Annotated in this window: 22 protein-coding genes; 10 read left to right on the forward strand and 12 right to left on the reverse strand. The window is 56.2% G+C overall.

The genetic code is table 11. The features are described 5' to 3' along the window. The first annotated feature begins 52 nt into the window (after positions 1-52). The 3 genes from AC222A_RS14355 to AC222A_RS14365 all read left to right on the forward strand — a co-directional run bounded on the left by AC222A_RS14355 (position 53) and on the right by AC222A_RS14365 (position 2,564). Positions 53-772 carry a TorF family putative porin gene (locus tag AC222A_RS14355; protein ID WP_486775161.1) on the forward strand — a complete coding sequence of 240 codons (720 nt, stop codon included), beginning with the start codon at positions 53-55 and terminating at the stop codon, positions 770-772. 100 nt (positions 773-872) lie between these two features. Further along, positions 873-1,211, forward strand: a complete 339-nt coding sequence (glnK, locus tag AC222A_RS14360; RefSeq protein WP_183411596.1) for a P-II family nitrogen regulator — start codon at positions 873-875, stop codon at positions 1,209-1,211. 111 nt (positions 1,212-1,322) lie between these two features. After that, positions 1,323-2,564: an ammonium transporter gene (locus AC222A_RS14365; protein WP_372749452.1), complete on the forward strand. Its 1,242-nt coding sequence runs from the start codon at positions 1,323-1,325 to the stop codon at positions 2,562-2,564. A gap of 121 nt (positions 2,565-2,685) precedes the next feature. On the opposite strand, the gene recG is transcribed toward AC222A_RS14365, so the two are convergent. After that, on the reverse strand, positions 2,686-4,752 hold the full coding sequence (gene recG / locus AC222A_RS14370; RefSeq protein WP_486775162.1) for an ATP-dependent DNA helicase RecG: 2,067 nt from the start codon (positions 4,750-4,752) through the stop codon (positions 2,686-2,688). Positions 4,753-4,901: 149 nt separating this feature from the next. Between recG and AC222A_RS14375 the strand changes: the two genes are divergently transcribed. Beyond that, entirely contained in the window at positions 4,902-5,759 is an 858-nt protein-coding gene (locus AC222A_RS14375; RefSeq protein ID WP_372749454.1) for an NAD-dependent epimerase/dehydratase family protein, read from the forward strand. A gap of 24 nt (positions 5,760-5,783) precedes the next feature. On the opposite strand, the gene ntrC is transcribed toward AC222A_RS14375, so the two are convergent. The 4 genes from ntrC to glnA form a co-directional block, all read right to left on the reverse strand. Further along, positions 5,784-7,220: a nitrogen regulation protein NR(I) gene (ntrC, locus tag AC222A_RS14380; RefSeq protein ID WP_372759508.1), complete on the reverse strand. Its 1,437-nt coding sequence runs from the start codon at positions 7,218-7,220 to the stop codon at positions 5,784-5,786. Continuing rightward, positions 7,217-8,296 carry a nitrogen regulation protein NR(II) gene (gene glnL / locus AC222A_RS14385; RefSeq protein WP_372750728.1) on the reverse strand — a complete coding sequence of 360 codons (1,080 nt, stop codon included), beginning with the start codon at positions 8,294-8,296 and terminating at the stop codon, positions 7,217-7,219. Before glnL ends, ntrC begins: the two co-directional genes overlap by 4 nt. 198 nt (positions 8,297-8,494) lie before the next feature. After that, positions 8,495-9,031: a DUF4124 domain-containing protein gene (locus AC222A_RS14390; protein WP_372764115.1), complete on the reverse strand. Its 537-nt coding sequence runs from the start codon at positions 9,029-9,031 to the stop codon at positions 8,495-8,497. A gap of 122 nt (positions 9,032-9,153) precedes the next feature. Beyond that, positions 9,154-10,560, reverse strand: coding sequence for a glutamate--ammonia ligase (glnA, locus tag AC222A_RS14395; protein ID WP_372764116.1), 1,407 nt, complete (start codon positions 10,558-10,560; stop codon positions 9,154-9,156). Positions 10,561-10,916: 356 nt separating this feature from the next. Between glnA and thiI the strand changes: the two genes are divergently transcribed. Further along, positions 10,917-12,371 carry a tRNA uracil 4-sulfurtransferase ThiI gene (gene thiI / locus AC222A_RS14400; protein ID WP_372782809.1) on the forward strand — a complete coding sequence of 485 codons (1,455 nt, stop codon included), beginning with the start codon at positions 10,917-10,919 and terminating at the stop codon, positions 12,369-12,371. Between the two features lie 16 nt (positions 12,372-12,387). On the opposite strand, the gene AC222A_RS14405 is transcribed toward thiI, so the two are convergent. From AC222A_RS14405 to AC222A_RS14425, 5 genes are all read right to left on the reverse strand, one after another. Next, a complete protein-coding gene (locus AC222A_RS14405; RefSeq protein WP_372749374.1) occupies positions 12,388-12,753 on the reverse strand; it encodes a SpoIIAA family protein in 366 nt (121 codons plus the stop codon). Positions 12,754-12,866: 113 nt separating this feature from the next. Beyond that, on the reverse strand, positions 12,867-13,691 hold the full coding sequence (gene metF, locus AC222A_RS14410) for a methylenetetrahydrofolate reductase [NAD(P)H] (RefSeq protein ID WP_486775163.1): 825 nt from the start codon (positions 13,689-13,691) through the stop codon (positions 12,867-12,869). An 82-nt stretch (positions 13,692-13,773) separates the two neighbouring features. Continuing rightward, positions 13,774-15,165 carry an adenosylhomocysteinase gene (gene ahcY, locus AC222A_RS14415; protein WP_372763813.1) on the reverse strand — a complete coding sequence of 464 codons (1,392 nt, stop codon included), beginning with the start codon at positions 15,163-15,165 and terminating at the stop codon, positions 13,774-13,776. Positions 15,166-15,266: 101 nt separating this feature from the next. Continuing rightward, positions 15,267-16,475: a methionine adenosyltransferase gene (metK, locus tag AC222A_RS14420; protein WP_372763814.1), complete on the reverse strand. Its 1,209-nt coding sequence runs from the start codon at positions 16,473-16,475 to the stop codon at positions 15,267-15,269. A gap of 45 nt (positions 16,476-16,520) precedes the next feature. Further along, positions 16,521-17,504, reverse strand: coding sequence for an ArsR/SmtB family transcription factor (locus tag AC222A_RS14425; protein ID WP_372782805.1), 984 nt, complete (start codon positions 17,502-17,504; stop codon positions 16,521-16,523). A 190-nt stretch (positions 17,505-17,694) separates the two neighbouring features. Here AC222A_RS14425 and tkt point away from each other — a divergent pair, with 190 nt between their 5' ends. The 5 genes from tkt (at position 17,695) to AC222A_RS14450 (ending at position 24,178) form a co-directional block, all read left to right on the forward strand. Continuing rightward, positions 17,695-19,689, forward strand: a complete 1,995-nt coding sequence (gene tkt / locus AC222A_RS14430; RefSeq protein WP_372797844.1) for a transketolase — start codon at positions 17,695-17,697, stop codon at positions 19,687-19,689. Then, positions 19,686-20,684 (forward strand): type I glyceraldehyde-3-phosphate dehydrogenase, encoded by a 999-nt coding sequence (locus AC222A_RS14435; protein WP_372749159.1) that lies wholly within the window; start codon positions 19,686-19,688, stop codon positions 20,682-20,684. Before tkt ends, AC222A_RS14435 begins: the two co-directional genes overlap by 4 nt. Positions 20,685-20,920: 236 nt before the next feature. Then, positions 20,921-22,090, forward strand: coding sequence for a phosphoglycerate kinase (locus tag AC222A_RS14440; protein ID WP_372749160.1), 1,170 nt, complete (start codon positions 20,921-20,923; stop codon positions 22,088-22,090). 73 nt (positions 22,091-22,163) lie between these two features. Continuing rightward, the gene (gene fba, locus AC222A_RS14445; RefSeq protein WP_372749161.1) at positions 22,164-23,228 is read left to right on the forward strand and encodes a class II fructose-bisphosphate aldolase; all 1,065 of its coding nucleotides are present in this window, start codon (positions 22,164-22,166) and stop codon (positions 23,226-23,228) included. Beyond that, positions 23,228-24,178 carry an alpha/beta hydrolase gene (locus AC222A_RS14450; RefSeq protein ID WP_372749162.1) on the forward strand — a complete coding sequence of 317 codons (951 nt, stop codon included), beginning with the start codon at positions 23,228-23,230 and terminating at the stop codon, positions 24,176-24,178. The genes fba and AC222A_RS14450 overlap by 1 nt, the downstream gene beginning before the upstream one ends. Before the next feature lie 98 nt (positions 24,179-24,276). On the opposite strand, the gene AC222A_RS14455 is transcribed toward AC222A_RS14450, so the two are convergent. After that, a complete protein-coding gene (locus AC222A_RS14455; protein WP_372749163.1) occupies positions 24,277-24,465 on the reverse strand; it encodes a hypothetical protein in 189 nt (62 codons plus the stop codon). 132 nt (positions 24,466-24,597) lie between these two features. After that, positions 24,598-24,801, reverse strand: coding sequence for a hypothetical protein (locus AC222A_RS14460; RefSeq protein ID WP_372749164.1), 204 nt, complete (start codon positions 24,799-24,801; stop codon positions 24,598-24,600). Positions 24,802-24,865 lie beyond the last annotated feature (64 nt).

A 24,865-nucleotide genomic window follows, 5' to 3' on the forward strand; every position in this document is an offset into this window, starting at 1 on the left:
TGTGTGCTAGCAAAAAAATGAAATATCGAAACATCAACGTGGAGAAACACACATGAAGAAAGTAAAGACTCTGCTTACCTCTGGTGCAACTGCAGCTGCTATCGCTTTAAGCGCAGCGCCTGCTATGGCTGAGCTTGAAGCAAGTGCAGCGGTATCCAGCCAATACTTGTTTCGCGGTATTGATCAGGGCGGCGGCGGTGCCGTGTCTGGTGATCTGATTTACAGCACTGGCGGCTTCTATGTCGGCGCCTGGATCTCCAGCCTGGGTTCAAGCTTGGGTGGTAGTGAAATCGACACTTTCGCTGGCTGGGCCGGTGAGTTCGGCGGTTTGGGTGTAGATATCGGTGTTCTGGATTACTACTACCCAGGCACAAACGGCGCTGCTAACGCCTCTGATGACTGGGGCAAGGGGCTGACTGAAGCCTACATCGGCCTGAGCTTTGCTGGGGTTGAGCTTTACTACTGGGATCAAATCAGCGGCAAGTCAACGGCACTGGATGATAATTCATACACGTCTCTTAGCTACGGTATGGGTAAATTCTCTGCGTTGGTAGGTTTTGCTGACTTTGAAGAGCCCAGTGCTCAGACATACGACAGCGACTATACCCACCTCGACATTACTTACTCCTATAACGACAACCTGTCGTTCACGCTGAGCAAGATTGTCGATATGGATGACGAGATCAATTCTAACAAGGCTGCTAGCGGATATAGCGGTACTGCAGATGACGATCTCCAGTTTGTGGTCAGCTACAGCATCCCGCTGATGTAAGACACACCCCGGCCGGCATTTCGCCGGCCGGATTTAACCCAACCAGTTTCGAACCGGGTGTGCGTGGTTAGCCATGCACCGTGTAGAGGAGATTTGTCTCATGAAACTGATAACAGCCATTATCAAACCCTTCAAACTTGATGATGTGCGCGAGGCGCTTTCAGACATTGGTGTGCAGGGTATTACTGTCACCGAAGTGAAAGGCTTTGGCCGTCAGAAAGGTCACACCGAATTGTATCGCGGCGCGGAGTACGTTGTTGACTTCCTGCCGAAGGTAAAACTCGAAGTGGCGGTTGCCGACGGTTCCGTTGAGCAGACCCTGGAAGCCATCAGTAAATCAGCCAATACCGGCAAGATCGGTGACGGCAAAATCTTTGTATCTGCGCTGGAGCAAGTCATCCGTATTCGTACGGGCGAAACCGGCGAAGAGGCAATTTAAAAACGGGCAAGCTCATTGCCGGTTTATCACCCGAATGGAGTGCGACCGGAATGGATTTGGCCTTTGGCGGAAGGCTGAAACCCTCAACAAGCCTGCGAGGTTTATTTAATCATGGAAAATCAAATATTTGAACTGCAGTACGCACTCGACACCTTTTACTTTTTGGTGTGCGGTGCGCTGGTAATGTGGATGGCAGCCGGTTTCGCCATGCTCGAAGCCGGTCTGGTGCGTTCCAAGAACACCACCGAGATCCTGACCAAGAACGTAGCCCTGTTTGCGATAGCCTGTACCATGTACATGATCTGCGGTTACTCCATCATGTACGGCGGCGGTGAGCTGACCCTGTTCCTCGACGGTATTGTCGGCGACGGTGTGGCCGGTGCTGAAGAGCCTGCAACCTACGCGCCATCCTCAGACTTTTTCTTCCAGGTGGTGTTTGTTGCCACGGCGATGTCAATTGTCTCCGGTGCAGTTGCTGAGCGTATGAAACTGTGGGCCTTCCTGGCGTTTGCCGTTGTCATGACCGGTTTCATCTATCCAATGGAAGGTGCCTGGACTTGGGGCGGTATGCCGGTATTTGGCATGTACACACTGGGTGACCTGGGTTTCTCTGACTTTGCTGGCTCCGGTATCGTTCACATGGCGGGTGCTGCTGCCGCTTTGGCAGGCGTAATCCTGCTAGGCGCTCGTAAGGGCAAATACGGCAAAAACGGTCAGATCAACGCGATTCCCGGTGCTAACCTGCCGTTGGCTACGCTGGGTACCTTTATCCTGTGGCTGGGCTGGTTCGGCTTTAACGGTGGCTCGGTTCTGGCAACTGCCAGCGTGGAAAGCGCCAACTCTGTAGCGATCGTCTTCATGAACACCAACGCTGCGGCGGCCGGTGGTCTGATTGGCGCGCTGATTGTTGCTCGCATCCTGTTTGGCAAGGCTGACCTCACGATGGCACTGAACGGTGCGCTGGCTGGCCTGGTAGCCATTACTGCTGAGCCCTCAACGCCTACTGCTCTGCAGGCAACCCTGTTCGGTGGATTGGGCGGCGTACTGGTCGTGTTCTCTATCCTGACCTTGGACAAGATGAAAATCGACGATCCGGTCGGTGCGATCTCAGTCCACGGTGTGGTGGGTCTGCTGGGTCTGCTGTTGGTGCCGGTTACCAACGATGGCTCTAGCTTCTCTGGTCAGATCATTGGTGCAGCAACCATCTTCGGTTGGGTCTTTGTTGCCAGCATGATCACCTGGGCTATCCTGAAAGCTGTTATCGGAATCCGCGTCTCTGAGGAAGAAGAGTACGAAGGTGTGGATCTGTCCGAGTGCGGAATGGAAGCCTACCCCGAATTCACTCAGCAATAGGTCTCCCCCTGCTAGTGAATATTAAAGGCGCCTCCGGGCGCCTTTTTTTATGACAAAAACCGGGGTCGTAACGAGTATTTTTTAACCGGCTGTACAAAAAATACTCGTTACGACCCCGGTTTTATACGGCGGCGTAGTTGGTTTTTTCGCCGAGCCAGCGATCTATCAGGGCGCTGCTCAGCCTCTTGTCCGTCGCGACGGATTCAGCGCTTTGTCTGACGTCTTCCAGCAGATCACCGTCGCGCTGCAGGTCGGCAATGCGAAACTGCATCAATCCGGTCTGGCGCGTACCAAGCATCTCTCCCGGACCACGCAGCATGAGATCTTTCTCTGCGATCACAAAGCCATCGCTGGACTCGCGCAGTGCGCGCAATCGCTCGCGACCGGTGCGTGACAAAGGTGATTGGTATAACAGTACGCAGTGGCTTTCGAGGGCGCCCCGGCCCACCCGGCCCCGCAGCTGATGCAGCTGGGACAAGCCGAGGCGTTCGGCGTTTTCGATAACCATGAGGCTGGCGTTGGGGACATCCACGCCAACCTCGATGACGGTGGTGGCAACCAGTAATTGCGTGGTTCCTGCCTTGAAGGCGGCCATGATATCGGCCTTTTCCTGCGGTTTCTGACGGCCGTGCACCAGTGCTATCTGCAGGTTGGGCAGGGCTTTTTGCAGGTTTTCAAATACCGCTTCGGCAGCCTGGGCCTGCAGGGCCTCGGATTCTTCTATCAGGGTGCAGACCCAGTACACCTGCTGCCCCTTCGCACAGACATGGGCTATGCGCTCGATAATCTGGCTGCGGCGAGCATTGTCGATAACGACGGTGTTTACTGGCGTGCGCCCGGGTGGCAGCTCATCAATGATCGAGGTGTCGAGATCAGCGTAGGCGGTCATGGCGAGGGTGCGCGGTATCGGGGTGGCTGTCATGACCAGTTGGTGGGGGTGGCCGTCTTCCGGGCGCGCTTTCTGGGTGAGTGCCAGTCGCTGATGTACCCCAAAGCGGTGTTGTTCATCGATAATCGCCAGCCCCAGCCGCTGGTAGATGACGTCTTCCTGAAACAGGGCGTGGGTGCCAATAACCAGTTGGGCCTCACCATTGGCGATGGCGGCAAGGGATTTCTGACGCGCCTTGCCTTTCAATTTGCCTACCAGCCAGCCGGTTTCCAGACCCAGCGGAGCAAACCACTGCTGGAAGTTGAGATAGTGCTGCTCGGCCAGTATTTCTGTTGGCGCCATTACTGCTACCTGGAAGCCCTGTTCGATCACTTGCAGCGCTGCCATGGCGGCGACGACGGTTTTGCCGCTGCCGACATCACCTTGAACCAGTCGCAGCATGGGGCGCTCCAGTCTAAGGTCGGCAGCGATTTCCTCGCAGACCCGTTGCTGCGCGTTAGTGAGTTGAAATCCTAACTGTTGAAGAAAGGCGCGCTGCAGCTGAACACTGGCAGGCATTGGTACAGCGCCGCGTTGTTGAGTTTGTTGTCGGGTTTTTAGCATGGCCAGGTTGTGTGCCAGCAGTTCTTCGAATGCCAGTCGTCGTTGGGCTGGGTGCAGACCTTCTCGCAACAGTGACAGCCGGGCCTTGGGCGGCGGATGATGCAGGAAGTGCAGTGCATCACTGAGCGGGAAGCGCGCCAACGGGTGTTCGCTCAACAATTCTTGCGGCTTGTGATTTTCCAGTAATGTAAGTGCCTGCAGGCAGAGTTTGCGCCACACGCTTTGTCCGATGCCTTCTGTGGTGGGGTAGACCGGTGTCAGGCGATCATCGAGTTCAGCCGGGTGTTGTTCGTCAAGCAGTTGGTACTCGGGGTGGTAAATTTCCAGCCCCGCGCCACCACGCCGAGGTTCGCCATAACAGCGCAGGCGGGTGCCTGGCTGCAGCTGTTTTTTCTGCGCCGCAGAAAAGTGGAAGAAGCGCAGGGAGATCAGTCCGGTGCCGTCCTGCAGTTTACACAGCAGGCTGCGTCGTTTGCCGAAGGTGATGTCGGCGACTTTGACCTCCCCTTCGATGACGGCGTCGACGCCCAGCTGTAGCCCGCCAATAGGTGTTATTCGGGTGCGATCCTGGTAGCGCAGTGGCAGATGAAACAGCAGATCCTGGGCGCTGTACACGCCGTAGTTGTTGAGCCGTTCACGCAGGCGCGGGCCAACCCCCTTGAGCTGTTCGATGGCGATGGCCTGCAGATCCGTCAAGCAGGGGCTCCTTTTGTCTTGCCCGTTTGGGCTGTCAGTCCCGTTTGTGTGTCCTGGGCTGAATGTGCAGCCCGCCCGGCGCTATAGGTTTGCTCTGGTCACCTGCGCTGACGTATTGTAACGGCCTTTGCTTTTGTGGCCACAGACTGATGATGGAAAAAACCTTATTGTTGATTGGCTGCGGCCAATTAGGTGCTGCACTGGGGCAGCACTTTTTGGCAAAGGGCTGGCGGGTGGTTGGCGCGCGCCGCAATGTAGCGGCCCTGCCGCCAGGGTTTGAAGCGCTGCCGCTAGATTTTCGCGCGCCGCAAACATTCGCTGGATTGCGAGATGTCGCGGCTGATTATGTGTTGGTCACGCTAACGCCGGGCGCGCGCAGTGCTGAAGCCTACAAGGCGGTTTTTGAGCTTGGCTTTGAGGGTGTGTTGCAAGCTTTAAACACAAGCGCGTTGAAGAGGGTGCTGTTTGCGTCGAGTACTAGCGTGTATCACCACAATGATGGTTCGGTGGTTGATGAAAATAGCGAACTGGCACCGACCAGTTACAGCGGCCGCAGCGTGCTGGCTGCGGAGCAGCTGTTGCAGGCGTCGGGGCTGCCCGCGACGGTCGTGCGATTCGGTGGTATTTATGGTGGCGAGAGTTTGCGTCTGGCCGAGCGGGTTCGCGCGGGGCAATGCGCACCGCTGGAGCCGCCGCATTTCAGTAACCGGATTCATCGCGATGACTGTGTGGGGGTGCTTCGGCATGTGCTTGAGCAAAGTGAGGCGGGCGCGGCAGTGGCAGGTTGTTATCTTGCCGTTGATAATGATCCCGCGCCGATAGCCGAGGTTCACCAGTGGTTGGCCCAGCAGTTGGGTGTGCCGTATCAGGTGGATCATGGCTACCGCCATATGGCGGGCAGCAAGCGCGGCAGTAACCAGCGCTTGCGAGACAGTGGCTATGAGTTTGCGTATCCGGATTACCGGGTGGGCTATGCGGAAGTGCTCGCGCGGGCGCCTGAGGGTTGATGTTGGACGTCAGGCATTCGCTGCTCAATCCTCAGGGTCATCCCCGCCCATTCCCAGTTCCTTGATTTTCCGGGTCAGTGTATTGCGACCCCAGCCCAGCAGGTTGGATGCGTCGCGTCTTCGGCCCTGGGTATAGTGCAGGGCTGCTTCAATCATGATGCGCTCAAATTGCGGGACCGCGCGATCCAGTAGTCGGTCTCGGCCCAATAGCAATTCCTGATCTGCCCAATGACGCAGGTTGTCCTGCCAGTGCACGCTGGGCACGCCGGGAGCGTCATCGGTGGGGCTGGAAGTCTGCTGCAGCATTTCAGGCGGCAGGTCGTTGACATGAATGTCGCGGCCGGAGGCCATGACCGTGAGCCAACGGCAAGTGTTTTCCAGCTGGCGCACGTTGCCGGGCCAGGACAGTTTGCCAAGGTATTCTTCGGCTTCCGGGCGCAGGCGCTTGGGCTCGACATTGAGTTCGGTCGCCGCTTTTTTGAAAAAATGCTTCATCAGCATCGGAATATCTTCGCGACGCTCGGTCAGTCTGGGGATATGAATCCGGATCACATTCAGACGGTGGAACAAGTCTTCGCGGAATTTGTGTTCCTGAACCAGCTTTTCCAGATCCTGGTGGGTGGCGGCAATGATGCGTACATCCACCTTGACCGAGGTGTGGCCGCCGACCCGGTAGAATTCACCGTCGGCCAATACCCTGAGCAGTCGGGTCTGGGTTTCCGCAGGCATATCACCAATTTCGTCGAGGAACAGGGTGCCGCCGTTGGCTTGCTCAAACCGGCCGCGACGCTGGGCGCCGGCGCCGGTAAAAGCGCCTTTCTCGTGGCCAAACAGCTCCGACTCCATGAGGTCGCGGGGAATGGCGGCCATGTTCAGGGCGATAAAGGGCTTGTCGGCGCGCGGACTGTGGCGGTGCAGGGCATGGGCGACCAGCTCCTTGCCGGTTCCAGATTCACCGTTGATCAACACGGTGATGTTGGAATGGGCAAGGCGACCAATGGCGCGAAATACTTCCTGCATGGCCGGGGCTTCGCCGATGATCTCGGGGGTTTCGTACTGTTCGTTAACGGGTACCTGCCCCTTGCGCTTAATGCTGTGTTCCAGCGCTCGCTTGATGGTGGCGACCACCTCGTCGACGTCAAAGGGCTTGGGCAGATATTCAAAGGCGCCGCCTTGGTAGGACGCTACGGCACTGTCCAGATCCGAGTGTGCAGTGGTAATGATCACCGGCAGACCGCTGTGGGTGGAGGTGATTTTGCCAAGTAACTCCAGGCCATCGATACCCGGCATACGGATGTCGCTGATAATGGCGTCAGGCGTGCTGGTATCTAGCTGGGTCAACAGTTCGTCGCCGTTCTCGAAACTCTGGGTGTCGATATTGGCCTGGTTCAGTGCTTTTTCCAGCACCCAGCGGATGGAGCGGTCATCGTCTGCTATCCAGACGGAGTGGGATTTGCTCATGCGGCTAACTCCAGCGGGATATTGAGTGTGAACACCGTACTACCGGGTTCGCTGACACACTCAATCAGTCCGCGGTGGCGATTGATTATAGATTGTGAAATGGACAGACCAAGACCTGTGCCCTCGGGGCGGCCGCTGACCATGGGTAGGAAAATGGCTTCGCGTACGCTCTCAGGAATGCCAGGGCCGTTATCAATAACGTCTACCCGGCACACCAGGCGGTAGCGGTGTGAGCCGATAGTGAACTGGCGCAGTGCGCGAGTGCGCAGTGTGATTTGTGGATTTTCGACGCTGTAGCCATGCTGTTGCAGTGCCTGCATGGCATTGCGCACGATGTTCAGCGTCGCTTGTATCAGTTGCTCGCGATCGCCGATCAATTCGGGAATGCTGGGGTCGTAATCGCGCAGTACCCGGATATTGCCGAGCCCTTCGGCCTCCACCAGGTGTCTGACCCTCTCCAGCACCTCATGGATGTTGGTCGGCTCCATGCGAGGGTTGGTGTTGGGTCCGAGCATGTTATCCACGAGATTGCGCAGCCGATCCGCCTCTTCAATGATGATGTTGGTGTAGTCGGCGAGGTCTTCACTAGGCAGTTCTCGGGCCAGCAATTGCGCTGCGCCGCGCAAGCCACCCAGTGGGTTCTTGATCTCGTGGGCCAGCCCCCGAATCAAGACCCGGGCGTTTTCCTGGCTGGAAAACAAGCCTTCTTCCCGGCTGATGCGCAGCAGGCGATCCAACGGCTGCAGCTCGATGATCAACGATTTACGGTTGTTGGCTTCGTGCACCGGGGTTACGGCAAAATCGACTGTGATCTTTTCACCGGACTGCAGAAACAGCTGAGCCTCGCGCTTGGTGTAGGCGTTGAAGTTATTGATGGCATCGAGCAGGTTGATCATGGTGTCTTCCGGCTCGAAAAACAGCTTGGTGACTGAATGCCCCTGCATGCGCAGGCGAGACACAGCCAACAATGCCTCGGCGGCGGGATTCAGGTAGCTCACCGTAAGGTTGGGCTCCACCAGAATGATGGCCGTCTTGAGATTGTCGAGTATGCGGTGGTGGAGGTTATCCGGTGCCATGGGAATATGTGAACTCCTTTCTATCCTAGGCCACAAGCAATATCCGGGCCATGGAGTCTGATGGGCGACTGCTGCTATCTGGGGCGCTGGCGAGCCCTCAGGACTCACCGAAATGAGGCTGGAAGATTGCCAGTATAGCGCACGCGCACCAATATGGTGCGCAAAAAGAGGGCTTGGATTCAGCCGGTTTGGCTGGAGTTAGCGGCCACCGGGCCATTGAGCGGTCACTTCAATGCTGGCGGGGCTGCCGACAACCCTACCTTTTTTGTCGACTACTCTGGCGCTGATCTGGTGCGCGCCGGGGCGGAGTCGTTCAATTGTGGTCGTGTAGTTGCTCCCCAGAGCGATGGATGCGCCGTCGAGCAAAAACTCAATCTGGTGTTTGGGCAGCACTGGCGGGGAGACGTTGATGGAGACAGAAACTGGCTGCAGACCGTTGGCGAAGAAGTCGCCATCGGCAGGTTCAAGAAAAACCACTTTGTAGCTGGAGCTGGCCGACTTCTGTTTTTTCGGGGGCTTTGCTTGGGGTTGAACCGCTGGGGTGCGATTGGTGTCCTTGAGATTCACGCGCTGTGCGTCGCGGCTCGGCTGGTCACTGAAAACGGGGTTGCCTTGGCTGTCTTCGGAGCGAAATATCAGTGGGCCACTGTCTTCCTCGGCTTTCGGCGGTTCCGCCTGACACAGGGAGAAAGCCAGAAGGGTGCACAGGGCAAGTGAGATGCGTTTTGGTTTCATGGCGTTATGGTTATGCCAATCGGGGCGGGCGTCAATAGGTGTTTGGCGAACGGTTCCGCGTTGGTCGCGCGGGCACAAAAAAGCCCGGCACTGGGCCGGGCTTTCGGGACATGCGAGAGCGATTAAACGCTGTAGTACATGTCGAACTCAACGGGGTGAGTCGTCATGTTCAGGCGCTCAACTTCACCGGCTTTCAGGCCGATGTAGGCGTCGATCATGTCGTCGTCGAATACGCCGCCAGCGGTCAGGAACTCGCGATCTGCGTCCAGAGCTTGCAGTGCTTGCTCCAGGGTAGCGGCAACGGTCGGGATCTCGGCGGCTTCTTCTGCGGGCAGGTCGTACAGATCTTTATCGGCAGCGTCGCCGGGGTGGATCTTGTTCTGAATGCCGTCCAGGCCAGCCATCAAGAACGCAGCAAACATCAGGTACGGGTTGGCTGAGGGATCGCCAAAGCGCACTTCGATGCGGCGTGCTTTCGGGTTGGATACGTAAGGAATACGGATTGAAGCAGAGCGGTTGCGGGCAGAGTAGGCCAGCATTACCGGGGCTTCAAAGCCAGGTACCAGACGCTTGTAGGAGTTGGTGGACGGGTTGGCAAAGGCATTCAGCGCGCGTGCGTGCTTGATGATACCGCCAATGTAGAACAGGGCAGTTTCAGACAGGCCGCCGTAGGCGTCGCCGGCAAACAGGTTGGTGCCGTCTTTGCTCAGTGACATGTGGCAGTGCATGCCGCTACCGTTGTCGCCAACCAGAGGCTTGGGCATGAAGGTGGCGGTTTTGCCATACGCGTGAGCAACGTTGTGTACGCAGTACTTGAGTACCTGTACTTCGTCGGCTTTTTTCACAGCGTTGTTGGGGCCAACACCAATTTCACACTGGCCGGCAGTACCCACTTCGTGGTGGTGTACTTCGATATCCAGGCCCATGGCTTCCATGGCGTCACACATGGCCGCACGCAGTTCGTGCAGGCTGTCGACTGGCGGAACGGGGAAGTAGCCGCCTTTAACGCCAGGGCGGTGACCGAAGTTGCCGTCCTCGAAAACCTTGTTGGAAGACCAGGCTGCTTCGTCAGAGCTGATGGCGTAGCCAGCACCGCTGATGTCAGCGTGCCATTTTACGTCGTCAAATACGAAGAATTCGGGCTCTGGACCAAACAGGGCGCCATCGGCAATGCCGGTAGAGCGCATGTATTCTTCAGCGCGGGTCGCGATGGAGCGTGGGTCGCGGTTGTAGCCCTGCATGGTAGAAGGCTCAACGATGTTACAACGTACGATAACAGTGGCGTCGTCGGTGAAAGGGTCCAGCACAGAAGCGGCGTCGTCCGGCATCAGGATCATGTCGGATTCGTTGATGCCTTTCCAGCCAGAGATGGAGGAACCGTCAAACATTTTGCCGTCTTCGAAGAAGCTGTCGTCTACTTCTTTGGCGGGAATGGTTACGTGCTGCTCTTTACCTTTTGTGTCGGTAAAGCGCAGGTCGACCCATTTCACTTCATTGTCTTTAATCAGTTTCAGAGTGTTCTCTGACATTAGGGTTTTCCTCCAATAAGAGAGTCTGGTTGTCTCGACCGTGCCTGCGGCCGTGCCGAAAGTGGGCGATTATATGCCTATCTTTCAGGGGCGCATAGGAGCCCCGTGAGTGACTCCACTAAAAGCAAAAGCCGTGCCACTACTATTGGGCAGGAATCCCTGCATTTATCGGCCTTTACGCGGTGCATTGCCTTTTTTGAGTGCGGAAAAACTTAAGAGTGATCCATTATGGTGCGTCAGCGCATCATAGTGGTGCGTTTTGGTCTTTGCAAGGGCGTCCATGAGTCTTGTGCCAATTAACGCTATAATCGCGTTTTTCTCCACTGCGCGGCTATTGTCGCCAAATCTGGGCTGTCATGAAGTTTATCGTCAAGTTTTTCCCTGAGATCACCATCAAAAGTCGGCCCGTGCGCAAGCAATTTGTGAAACAGCTGCACACCAATCTCAAGCGCCTTTTGCAACCCATTGATTCTGAAGTACATATTGAGCGCCAGTGGGACAAGATTGTAGTCAGTTCGCAGCAGCTAGAGCCTGATACGGCGGCGGCATTTATTGATGTGCTGAGTAATACCCCGGGCATCGCCTATTTTATGGACGTGGTCGAGTACCCGCTGGTGGATATCGATGATATTTTCCAGAAGACGCTCGCTTTGTGGGGCGATCGCCTCAAAGGGCTGCGATTCAGTGTGCGCTGCAAGCGCATAGGTGATCACCCCTTTCAGTCGCTGGATATAGAGCGCTACGTTGGTGGGGGGCTCAATCAGCATTCAGAAGCTCAGGGCGTTGATCTGAAAAACCCGGACGTCGTGGTGCGTATTGAGGTACGTGACCAGAGCGTGTTCATTGTCAATCAGCGCTACCCGGGGCTGGGTGGCTTTCCGCTGGGCAGTCTCGACCCGGTGCTGTCACTGATTTCCGGTGGGTTTGATTCGCCGGTTGCCAGTTATCTGATGATGAAGCGCGGTTTGCGCACTCACTTCTGTTTTTTCAATCTGGGTGGGCGCGACCACGAGATCGGGGTCAAGGAAGTAGCCTTGTACCTGTGGATGAAATACGGCGCGTCGCACCGGGTTAAATTCGTCACCGTGCCGTTTGAGGGGGTGGTGGGTGAGATTCTGAAAAATGTCGACAACTCCCAAATGGGGGTGGTGCTCAAGCGAATGATGCTGCGCGCCGCCGAAACTGTGGCTGACCAGCTGAACGTGCAGGCACTGGTGACGGGCGAAGCGATCGCGCAGGTGTCTAGTCAGACGCTGACTAACTTATCGGTGATTGATGCGGTTACTGACAAGCTGGTATTGCGTCCGCTGATTGCGGCCGACAAAGGCGATATTATTCGCACGGCAACAGAGATCGGCACCGAGGAGTTTGCGGCAAACATGCCGGAATACTGTGGCGTGATTTCTGTGAAGCCCACCACGAAGGCTCGTCCGGAGCGCATCCTTGCGCAGGAAGCGAAATTTGATTTTTCGGTTTTGGAGCAGGCCCTGGCGGCTGCGCGCTATACCACGATTGATCAGCTGGCCAACGAAGAGCTGGAGCGCATTGAAGTTGAGGTATTGCAGGTGCCGGTGCCGGATGCTGTGGTGCTCGATGTACGTCATCCCGATGAGGTGGAACGCGCGCCGCTACGCCTTGCCGGCGTGACGGTATCATCGCTACCGTTTTATGAGCTGCACAGTAAAAGCGATACCCTATCGCGTGACAAAACCTATCTGCTGTATTGCGATAAGGGAGTAATGAGCCGCCTGCATGCGGCTCATCTGGTCGAGCAGGGCTTTACCAATATCAAGGTGTACCGCCCCAATTGATTGGGGCGGTTGCCGCTCAGTGGTGAAGCCAGGCTTCGGCTGCGTGTGCATCCTTCATGTCGAAAGCTTTTACTTCCAGTCCAGGAAACAAAGCGCCTTCCACTTCACTCAGATTGCGTATCCATTTTTCATCGGCGATGACAGCCGCTTTGTCGAAGTGCTTCAGGGTGCGAATGAGTTGTGGCAATTGTTTTAGTTCCACCCCAACAGCGCCGGCTGAGGGCATTTCAAAGTCGTGGACAAAATACAGCATTTTGCCGTCGCGAATATGCTCACACTTCATTTCCAGATTGGCGATCGCGGCGCGCATATCGTTGCTTTCCAAGCGTCCGCTCATTTCAATATCAATGCGATCCTGACCTACCGGTTGTACGCGAAACATAGAGCCTCCTTCAGTGATGTGGTTGTTACTGAATCGAGGGCGCAGGATAGCGGCTGAGAGAATGCGTGTGAGGGAAATAGTTGGGTAGGCGCGTCACGAATGACGCGCAATTTTCACAGCTTGAGGTTTTGCCAGATGGCTTTGGTGGGGTTCACTGTGTTCATGGTGTAAAAGTGTAGCCCAGGAGCGCCAGCAGCGAGCAATTGTTCGCAGAGACGGGTTACCACTTCGACACCAAATTCACGGCTCGCTTCGGCATCGTCGCCATAGCTTTCAAACTTCTGCGTCATCCAGCGAGGCAGTTCGGCGCCGCAGTTGCGGGAAAAGCGCGCCAGGTTAGCAAAGTTGGTGATGGGCATGATGCCGGGATAGATTGGCTTATCAATTCCCGCTTTTTGGCAGTGATCCATAAAATAGTGCCAGGCGTCGATGCTGTAAAAGTACTGGCTGATCGCGCTGTTGGCACCGGCGTCCAGTTTGGCTTTCAGAAAACCGATATCGGCCTGGTAGCTTTTGGCGTCCGGGTGAATCTCCGGGTAGGCCGCCACTTCGAGGTGAAAATGCTCGCCGGTGTGCTTGCGGATAAACTCCACCAGCTCTTTAGCGTAGACCAGACGGGTTGCGCCCATGCCTGAAGGTATATCGCCACGCAAGGCAACGATACGGTCAATGCCTGCATCCTTGTAGCTGTTGATCAGTTCAAGCATGGAAGCTTCGTCATCGCCGCCAAAAGACAGGTGCGGCGCAACAGACAGGCCTTCCTGTTTCATCTGCGTGACAATGTTCTTGGTGTTGTCGCGCGTAGAGCCGCCGGCACCGTAAGTCACGGAGAAGAACTCGGGGCCTAGGTCGCTCAGTTCAGCGCGAACGGTTTGCAGTTTTTCCCGACCGATGTCGGTCTTGGGTGGGAAAAATTCGAAGCTGTAGCGTTTAGTCATATTGTTTGAATTCGACGTTGGTTCGCCTGTCGGGCAGGCTTCTGCGAACTTGGCCGCAGAGGCCTGCCCTCGAGCGAATAGATTAGTACTTGTAGCTTTCGGGCTTGTAGGGGCCGTCAACCGGTACGTTGATGTACTTGGCCTGCTCGTCGGTCATGCGGGTAATCACGCCGCCAAAACCGCGCACCATTTCGGCAGCTACTTCTTCGTCCAGTTTCTTCGGCAGTACTTTCACATACAGGTTGGCTTGCTTTTCTGCAGCGGGCAGATCGGCAAACTTGCGCTCCCACAGGTAGATCTGGGCGAGAACTTGGTTGGCGAAAGAACCGTCCATGATACGCGAGGGGTGGCCAGTGGCGTTGCCCAGGTTTACCAGGCGGCCTTCGGACAGCAGAATCAGGTGGTCGCCGCTAGCTTCATCGCGCACGATGCGGTGAACCTGAGGTTTGATTTCTTCCCACTTCCAGTTCTTGCGCATGAAGGCGGTGTCGATTTCGCTGTCAAAGTGACCAATGTTGCACACTACGCAGCCGGTTTTAAGCGCTTTAAGCATATTGGCGTCGCACACGTCGACGTTACCGGTAGTGGTTACCAGCAGATCGGTGGTGCCCAACAGGCGGGTGTCGATGCTGGCTTCGGTGCCGTCGTTGATGCCATCGATGTAGGGCGAAACAACTTCATAGCCGTCCATGCAGGCTTGCATGGCACAGATCGGATCGATCTCGGTGACTTTTACAATCATGCCTTCCTGACGCAGTGAAGCCGCAGAGCCTTTGCCCACGTCGCCGTAGCCAATAACCAGTGCTTTCTTACCTGATAACAGGTGATCTGTGCCGCGCTTAATGGCGTCGTTCAGGCTGTGGCGACAGCCGTACTTGTTGTCGTTTTTCGACTTGGTTACCGCGTCGTTTACGTTGATCGCCGGTACTTTCAGTGTGCCGTTTTCCAGCATTTCCAGCAGGCGGTGAACACCTGTGGTGGTTTCTTCTGAAATGCCGTGAATCTTGTCCAGCATGTGGGGATACTTGTCATGCAGCAACAGGGTCAGATCGCCACCGTCGTCAAGAATCATATTGGCGTCCCACTCTTTGCCTTCGCTCAGAATGGTTTGCTCGATACACCACCAGAATTCCTCTTCGGTTTCACCTTTCCAGGCAAAAACGGGGATGCCGGCGGCGGCTATGGCTGCAGCAGCGTGATCCTGAGTAGAGAAAATGTTGCATGAAGACCAACGTACTTCCGCGCCGAGTTCGATCAGGGTTTCGATCAGAACCGCAGTCTGGATGGTCATGTGAATACAGCCCATGATTTTGGCGCCTTTCAAAGGCTGGTCAGCCTTGTACTTGGTGCGCAGGGCCATCAGGGCGGGCATTTCGGTTTCCGCGATTTCGATTTCGCGGCGACCCCACTGGGCCAGTGAAATGTCGGCGACTTTGTAGTCGGTGAAGTTGCTTTGTGCTGCTGTAGCAGTCATGTCTGTTTCCTCTTACTGGCCTGCGGCGCCTCTCGCTAGAGGCTGCTCGGCAGGCAAAAAATGTGGGATTCGCCTGCGCCGCAGGCTCCTACCTGTGATTGTTAAAGAGCGGCTTTCAGTGCATCCGCTTTGTCAGTTTTTTCCCAGCTGAATGCTGTTGCTGTTTCGGAGCGCTCTTCACCGCCTTCCTTAAAGGTGTAGGTGTGCTCGTAAGGCTCGCGACCAAAGTGGCCGTAAGCGGCGGTGGGCTGATACATCGGGTGCAGCAGGTCCAGCATTTTGGTTATGCCGTATGGGCGCAGGTCGAAGACCTCACGCACAGCGGCGGCCAGCTTATCTTCGCTTACCTTGCCAGTGCCGAAAGTGTTGATCGAGACTGATGTGGGCTCGGCAACGCCAATAGCGTAGGACACCTGGATTTCGCAACGATCAGCAAGACCAGCCGCAACAATGTTTTTCGCAACATAACGGCCTGCGTAAGCGGCGCTGCGGTCTACCTTGGACGGATCCTTGCCTGAGAATGCGCCGCCACCGTGGCGAGCCATTCCGCCGTAAGTGTCGACGATGATTTTGCGGCCGGTGACGCCGCAGTCACCCACGGGGCCGCCAATGACGAAGTTGCCGGTCGGGTTGATGTGGAATTTGGTGTCGGCATGCAGCAGTTCAGCTGGCAGCACGTGTTTGACGATCTCTTCGATCACAGCCTCGCGCAGATCGCTCTGTGAGATTTCCGGGTTGTGCTGAGTGGACAGAACGATCGCGTCAATGGCCGCGGGTTTGCCGTTTTCATAGCGCAGGGTTACCTGACTCTTGGCGTCTGGGCGCAGCCAGGGCAGTACACCGTGCTTGCGCAGGTAGGCCTGACGCTCTACCAGACGGTGGGAGTAAAACAGCGGAGCAGGCATCAGTACGTCGGTTTCGTTGGTGGCGTAACCGAACATCAGGCCCTGGTCGCCAGCGCCTTGGTCTTCGGGTTTGGCGCGATCGACACCTTGGTTGATATCTACAGACTGTTTGCCAATCGCGTTGAGTACCGCACAGCTGGCGCCGTCGAAACCAACATCTGAACTGTTGTAGCCAATGCCGTTAATAACTTCGCGGATAATGTCTTCGAGATCCACGTAGCAAGAGGTGGTTACTTCACCGGCAACCACAGCCATGCCGGTTTTTACCAGCGTTTCCACGGCAACACGCGCATGCTTGTCGCGAGCGATGATGGCATCCAGTACCGCATCGGAGATTTGGTCTGCCATTTTGTCGGGGTGACCTTCAGAGACGGACTCTGAGGTAAACAGTGCGTATTCGGACATAGCTTTTCCTCTAGTTGACGCTACTTTTATGTGCAAAATTTAAAATCAGGGTTTCAGGAATTGCCTGAGTTGCACCCTGAAGCCATTTTTCTGGGCCAGAAAAACTGCAGGCCCTTCCTCCAGACCGGCCTCGGTGGCCCAGTCTGTCAATTCGTCGGGATCTAATCCCAGCCACAAATCACCGCAGGCTTCTTTGGCCCAGCTCTGATTGTGCGGACATAAATCCGTGATGCTCAGCACGCCGCCCGGTTTTAGCCAGCGTGCCGTGTCGGCCACAATATCTGCCGGCGACGGCACGTGGTGCAAAACCATATTGATTGCTACGCAATCCACACTGCCTGGGCTTATATTGGCGCTGGCGGTGTCGGCCAGCACAAACTCGATATTCTCGAGCTGCTGTTCAGCGGCACTCTGGCGCGATTTGTCTAGCATCGCGCTGGCATTGTCGAGTGCGATGACCCGCTGATAGCGCCGCGCCAGTTCAGGTAAAAAGCCGCCTTCGCCCGGGCCAACTTCCACGGCCAGCGCACCGGTACTCTGGGTGCTGCTAAGCAGCTCGGCACTGGCGGGCCCATAGAGACCGTATGCGACGATCTGTTCCTGCTGGCGGCGAAACTCGCCGGCATATTCTTCAAAAAAGGCCTTCGAGCTTTCCGCTCGGGCGTCGTTAATCAGTGCCAGTTGTCGCTCGGCTGACGCGTCGAGAACCACCAGATCGGCGCTACTCAGAATGGCCGTTTGTAGCTCGGCAAATTCCGGGTGGCGCGGTTTGTGCGCGCGCCGGTAAAAAATAGTGCTGCCTTCGCGACGGGTGCTGACCAGGCCGGCGGTAGCCAGAAGCTTTAGGTGGTGGCTCATGCCCGGCTGACTGACATCCAGTATCTGGCTCAGTTCCTGCACGCTGAAGGTGTCCCGCCGCAGGATGCGCAAAACCGACAGGCGAAGCTGGTCGGCAGCGGCCTTCAGTAGGGCTACCAGGGCATCGCGGGTTTCGTGCCCGCTGCTAATCTGCAGGGCGGATTCAGTCATGACGGGGAGTTTACCAGCATCTCCAGCAATATAAAAATATTTTTATATAAGGATTTTTTTATGGATTTTGGTCGATGCTCCAGCCCGCTGGGGCTCTGGCCTCAGCTCGATTTGCTGTATTGGCCCGAGTAGGGGAAAATAGCGCCTCTTTTTTTCCGGCAACCGCACTTCTCTATCACAGGAGCCCTCAATGCCCTCTCGTCGCGATCTCGCCAATGCCATACGCGTTCTCAGTATGGACGCTGTTCAACAGGCCAATTCCGGCCACCCCGGCGCACCGATGGGCATGGCAGATATTGCTGAAGTGCTTTGGCGTGACTTTCTCAAGCACAACCCGGCCAACCCGAACTGGGCGGATCGCGACCGTTTTGTGCTGTCTAACGGTCACGGTTCCATGCTGCTGTATTCGCTGCTGCACCTTAGCGGCTATGAACTGTCTATCGACGATTTGAAAAACTTCCGCCAGCTTCATGCGAAAACACCGGGCCACCCGGAATACGGTTATGCGCCGGGCGTTGAAACTACCACCGGCCCGCTGGGTCAGGGCATCACTAACGCGGTGGGTTTTGCACTGGCAGAGAAAGTGCTGGGTGCTCAGTTCAACCGCGACGGTCACCAGATTGTTGATCACTACACTTACGCCTTCCTCGGCGATGGCTGTCTGATGGAAGGTATCTCCCACGAGGCCTGTTCACTGGCGGGCACCCTGGGGCTGGGCAAGCTGGTTGCCATTTATGATGACAACGGCATTTCTATCGACGGTGATGTGGAAGGCTGGTTTACCGACGATACCCCGGGCCGGTTTGAAGCCTACGGCTGGCATGTGGTGCGCGGCGTGGACGGGCACGATGCCGAAGCGGTTAAGAAGGCGATTGAAGAAGCCCGAAGCGTGACCGACAAGCCGAGCTTGATCTGTGCCCGCACCGTGATCGGGTTTGGTGCCCCCAACAAGCAGGGCGGTCACGATGTGCACGGCGCACCGCTGGGTGGTGACGAAATTGCGGCCGCACGCGAGCATCTGGGCTGGAACCACGGCCCCTTCGAAATCCCCGCCGATATTTACAGCGAGTGGGATGCCAAATCCCAAGGTGAAACCGCCGAGGCCGAGTGGAACAAGGTGATGGACGCCTACCGCGCGGCCTACCCGGAGCTGGCGGCTGAATTCGAGCGTCGCATGGCTGGCGAACTGGTTGAAGATTTTGATGCCCGCGCCCAGGCGTTGGTAGAAGAAGCTCAGGCGGCGATGGAAAAGGTCGCCACCCGCAAAGCGTCAGAAAAGGCCCTGAATGGTTTCGGTCCCTTTATGCCCGAGCTGCTGGGCGGCTCGGCTGACCTGACCGGCTCTAACAACACCTGGTGGCAAGGTTGTACCCTGATGTCACCAAAAGAACCCGGTGCCAACTACATCTCTTATGGTGTGCGCGAGTTTGGCATGGCCGCCATCATGAATGGCGTTGCCCTACACGGCGGCTTTATTCCCTATGGAGGCACCTTTCTGGTGTTCTCTGATTACGCCCGCAATGCCCTGCGCATGGCGGCTATCATGAAGCAGCGCAGCATCTTTGTATTGACCCATGACTCGATTGGTCTGGGTGAAGACGGCCCGACTCACCAGCCGGTGGAGCACGTACCTTCTCTGCGCATCATTCCGAACATGAGCGTGTGGCGCCCCTGTGATGTGACCGAAACCATGGCGGCCTGGCGTGCGGCGCTGAGCCGCAATGATGGTCCTACTTCAATGGCCTTGACCCGTCAGGGGCTGGCGCCGCAGGAGCGCAGTGCCGAGCAGGTGGCCAATATCGCCAAGGGCGGTTATGTGTTGAGTGACTGTGACGGAGAGCCCGATGCCATCATTATCGCGACCGGTTCCGAAGTGCAGATTGCCATGGACGCCAAAGCCAAGCTGAGCGGCAAGAACATCCGCGTGGTGTCGATGCCCTCGACCGATGTGTTTGAGCAGCAGGATGCGGCTTATCGCGAGTCGGTACTGCCCAGTCATGTGCTGGCCCGCGTTGCGGTGGAAGCGGCGCACGTGGATTACTGGTACAAGTATGTGGGCCTCGATGGTCGCATTGTCGGTATGAGTACCTTTGGTGAATCGGCGCCTGCCGGTCAGTTGTTTGAATACTTCGATATCACTGCCGACGCCGTGGTGGCTGCGGTCGAGGACTGCCTGCCAGAATGATCAGGCTGGCGATCAACGGTTATGGTCGCATTGGGCGCTGCGTACTGCGCGCCCTCTATGAATCTGACTATCGCAGCCAGATGCAGATCGTGGCGATTAACGAGCCGGCGGATCTGGCGACGATTGTCCACCTGACCAAATACGACAGCACCCACGGTCGCTTCCCGGGCAAGGTGGCGGCAGCGGACCAGTCGCTGGTGGTGCAGGGTGATCGCATTGCGGTAACGCACCATCACTCGCTGGAGCAGGTGCACTGGGCCGGTGTGGATGTCGTGCTGGAGTGCTCCGGTAGCTACGACAGTCACGCAGATATGGCCGCGCACCTAGAACAGGGTGCAAGCTATACCCTGCTGTCCCAGCCCGGTCAGTCGGATATCCCGGCGATAGTATTTGGTATTAACGAAGAGCTGCTGACACCCGAAACCCATATTGTGTCGGCGGCGTCCTGCACCACTAACTGCATCGTGCCTGTTATCGATGTTTTGGAGCGCAGCTTTGGCATCGAGTCAGGTACCATCACTACGATACACTCGGCGATGAATGATCAGCCGGTGCTCGATGCATATCATCATACCGACCTGCGTAAAACCCGCGCAGCGGGTCTGTCCATGATTCCGGTGGATACCGGTCTGGCGGCAGGCATTGGTCGCATACTGCCAGCGCTGGACGGAAAGTTTGCGTCGCGCGCCCTGCGCATCCCAACGCATAATGTCTCTGCCATGGAAATGACCGTACACTGTCGCAAACCGGTGACAGCCGATGCGGTGAACCGTGCGTTGTTGGCGGCGTCGGAATCGCGCTTGCAGGGCTTGCTGGGCGTCAGCAATGAGCCGCTTGCCAGCTGCGATTTCAATCATGATCCGCGCTCCGGGGTGGTTGACGCCGGGCAGACCCGCGTCAGCGGCCAGTTGGTCAATATGCTGGTGTGGTTCGACAATGAGTGGGGGTATGCTAACCGGATGTTGGACGTGGTCAGCCACTGGCAGGCCGGATGATGTTGAAATCGGTGAATGTGAAATAGTTGCGTGGAGGCTGTGGAATCCTTTTGGAGCATAGGATGTCCGATAGCGCACCTGGAATGTTAGAAGGATAGGATGAGGGGCTTTTGGGGTGGCTTCAGAAGCGTGCTCCTTAAAGGCTGTCAGCTGTATTGTCCCTCACCCCCGGCCCCACTCCCTCAGGAGAGGGGAGTCGTTTTTAAAGATTTTTTTATTTGAGGAAGTTACAAGGAATGGCCCTTTCAGTACTGAAAATGAGCGACCTGGATCTCAACGGAAAGCGCGTTTTGATCCGCGAAGACCTCAATGTGCCGGTGAAAGATGGCGTGGTTACGTCAGACGCTCGCATCCGTGCGGCGCTGCCGACGCTAAAGCTGGCGCTGGAGCAAGGTGCGAAAGTGCTGGTTATGTCCCATTTGGGGCGCCCAACAGAAGGTGAATATGACGAGTCTTTCTCGCTGAAGCCCGTGGCCAAACGTTTGGGTGAGCTGCTGGAGCGCGAAGTTGCAGTTGTTCAAAATTGGCAGGACGGCGTCACGATTGATCAGGGCCAGCTGGTGCTGCTGGAGAATGTCCGATTTAACAAGGGTGAGAAAAAGGACGAGGAAGATCTCGCTGAGACCTACGCGTCCTTGTGTGATGTATTTGTGATGGATGCCTTCGGTACAGCTCACCGCGCCCAGGCTTCTACTCACGGTGTCGCCCGTTTTGCTCCCGTGGCCTGTGCCGGCCCGCTGTTGGTAAACGAGCTGGAAAATCTGGAAAAAGCGCTGAAAGAACCGGCCCGGCCAATGGTGGCGATTGTTGGTGGCTCCAAGGTGTCGACCAAACTTGAAGTGCTTGATGCGCTATCTGATAAGGTGGATCAGCTGGTGGTTGGCGGTGGTATTGCCAATACCTTCCTAGCGGCGGCGGGTAACAATGTTGGCAAATCGCTCTATGAAGAGGATCTGGTGCCGGCGGCGAAAAAGCTGATGGAAAAGTGTGATATCCCGATTCCCACGGACGTAATCACCGGCAAGAAATTTGACGAGAAGGAGCCGGCCACGCTGCGTCCAGCCTACAATGTGGGCGACGATGATATGATTTTTGATATTGGCCCGGTTTCTGCGGCCTGTCTGGCAGAAATTCTCAAGCAGGCGGGCACGATTATCTGGAATGGCCCGGTCGGCGTTTTTGAGTTCGACCAGTTTGCCGACGGCACTGAAGCCATCGCTCAGGCCATTGCGGAATCTGATGCTTTCTCAATTGCTGGCGGCGGTGACACGCTGGCCGCTATCGACAAGTTTGGCATTGCCGACAAGGTGTCTTATATCTCAACCGGCGGCGGCGCATTTCTGGAATATGTTGAAGGCAAGGTGCTGCCTGCGGTGGCGGTACTGGAAGAGCGGGCAAAGGGTTAGGAACTTCATTGTGGGAGCGGGCCCTGCCGGCTCCCACAGATAATAGATATTGTTGAAAATACAGGGGTAGCAAATGGCACTTATCAGCATGCGACAACTGCTGGATCACGCCGCCGAACACGGCTACGGCGTTCCGGCCTTTAACGTGAACAACCTCGAGCAGACTCGCGCCATTATGGAAGCGGCGCGTGAAACCAATAGCCCGGTGATCATGCAGGCTTCGGCCGGTGCCCGTAAGTACGCGGGTGCGCCGTTTCTGCGCCACCTGATTCTGGCGGCAGTGGAAGAGTTTCCGGAAATACCGGTGGTTATGCACCAGGATCACGGTACCAGCCCGGATGTGTGTCAGCGATCTATCCAGTTGGGCTTTAGCTCGGTGATGATGGACGGCTCCCTGCGTGAAGATGGTAAAACCCCGGCTGATTACGACTATAACGTGGACGTCACTCGCCGGGTTGTGGAGATGGCGCACGCCTGTGGTGTTTCTGTTGAAGGCGAACTGGGCTGCCTGGGTTCATTGGAAACCGGACAGGCTGGTGAAGAAGATGGCGTTGGCGCCGAAGGCACACTTAGCCATGACCAGATGCTGACGGACCCCGAAGAAGCGGCCGACTTTGTGGCCAAAACCAATGTTGATGCCCTGGCGATAGCCATCGGCACCAGTCACGGCGCTTACAAATTCAGCCGTCCGCCGTCAGGCGATATTCTGGCTATCGAGCGTATCAAAGCGATTCACCAGCGTATTCCCGATACTCATCTGGTTATGCACGGTTCCTCAAGTGTTCCTCAAGACTGGTTGGCCATCATCAATGAATTTGGTGGCGAGATTCCAGAAACCTACGGCGTACCAGTAGAAGAGATCGTAGAAGGCATCAAGCACGGCGTGCGCAAGGTCAATATCGACACCGACCTGCGACTGGCGTCTACCGGTACTGTTCGCCGTTTCCTGGCGAATAATCGCTCGGAGTTTGACCCGCGCAAATATCTGAAAGAAACGATCACGGCAATGAAGGATATCTGCATAGCGCGCTATGAGGCCTTCGGCACTGCCGGCAATGCGGACAAGATCAAGCCGGTTTCACTGGAAGGTATGTTCGAAGCCTATGCGGCGGGCAAGCTGGATGCGAAGGTAAACTGATGAGTGAATGGGTACGGCTGGCCGCAGACAACCGCGAATCGCTAAGCCTGCCCCCACTGTCTGCGGCGGCGGATATCTCGCCGCTGGCGCAGGCTTATTTTGCTTATTACGGTATAGATTTTGAAAACCGCATTGACGGTTTGCAGCATCATTTCGGCGTGTTCTCCTCGGCCGGTTTTGATATCGCCGCACATGTGTTTATCCCTGAATCCCCTACCAAAACAGCGTTTTTGTATCACGGCTTTTACGATCATGCCGGCCTGTTCAAACACGCCATCGAATACTGTCTGAAACGCCAATACGCTGTCTTTATTTACGACCTTCCCGGTCACGGCCTATCCTCAGGCAAGCGCGCCGAAATCGACAGTTTCGACCAGTACCTGCAGATAATGAACGACGCATTTCATGCTGCGGCGCCCTTTAATCTGCCGAAACCGAAAATTGCCTTGGCCCAGAGCACCGGCGGTGCCATTTTGATGACTTACCTGCTCAAGGGTGGCAATGCGTTTGAGAAAGAGGTGCTACTGGCGCCGCTGGTGCGGCCAAAGGGTTGGCGCTGGGGCAAACCGCTGCACAATATGATTGGTCGGGTGGTATCTAGTTTGCCCAGGCGTTGGGCCGCTAACTCCGGTGATGAGGAGTTTCTGGCATGGCTTAGGGGTAGTGATGCACTGCAGTGTCCGGTGCTGCCGATGAGCTGGGTCAACGCACTGAAAGTCTGGGAGCCGATGTTTCGTCAGTTGCCCGACTCGGACAAAACGGTATTGGTTGTGCAGGGTGATGCCGACGATACGGTGGACTGGCGCTTCAACTTGCCGGTGATTCGCGATCACTTTCCGAATGCGGTGTTTGCCCATCTTGGTGGTGCGCGGCACCATTTAGTGAATGAGACGAAAGCACTTCGGCAACAGATCTGGCGTCGTATCGACGCATATCTGGATTATACCTGAGGCCTCGGGGGAGGTTCAGGCAGTCTGCGCTATTCGATGACTGCGCTGAGGGCCCGATTTTACTCAAAACAATGTCCTTCTCAGGTGCCTGGCGTTGCTCAGGACAGGGCACTTTCAGATTCAACGTAATCGACATTCAACCACCAATCAATGCTGGTCGAGTGACGCAGCTTTTTGAGAGCACCGGTTACATAGTCCCGCGGTGGTGCGAAGGCCGCTTTCATGTCTGCTTTGGCTTCGATGATGGTCGGCTGTTTGGCCGGTTTGCGGTTGTTGATGATAAGCATGTTAAACCCTTCCCTCGTTTTTCAGTGTCGTGTCTGGTTGGCAACGACACAGATTGTTAGATGTGTGTAGTTTATGGTGGTGGGGCAGGTCTCGGAATCCGTTGATACGCCTGCTCACATAGGTGTTTTCCCTTAGGCGCAGAAGCCTGCTTCCATGCGTACTAGCTCGGCGAGCACATCCATGTTTTCCTTGTTTTGGTTGCCCGCCAGCTGGTGGTAGGCGTCAACAGGGGTCTTGCCTGCAGGGCTCGCCTGGAATGCGGCAATCAGTTGCTCGGCGGCAATGGCACGGGCACGAAAACGTGAGTAAAAGGTATTGATAGACAAAATAGACATGATGGAACCCCTGTAGTTTGTTGCTCTCGTTGGAGCAATTCATTTGATGGGTCCATTCTAGGGA

The sequence above is a fragment of the Litorivivens sp. genome (assembly GCF_057445395.1).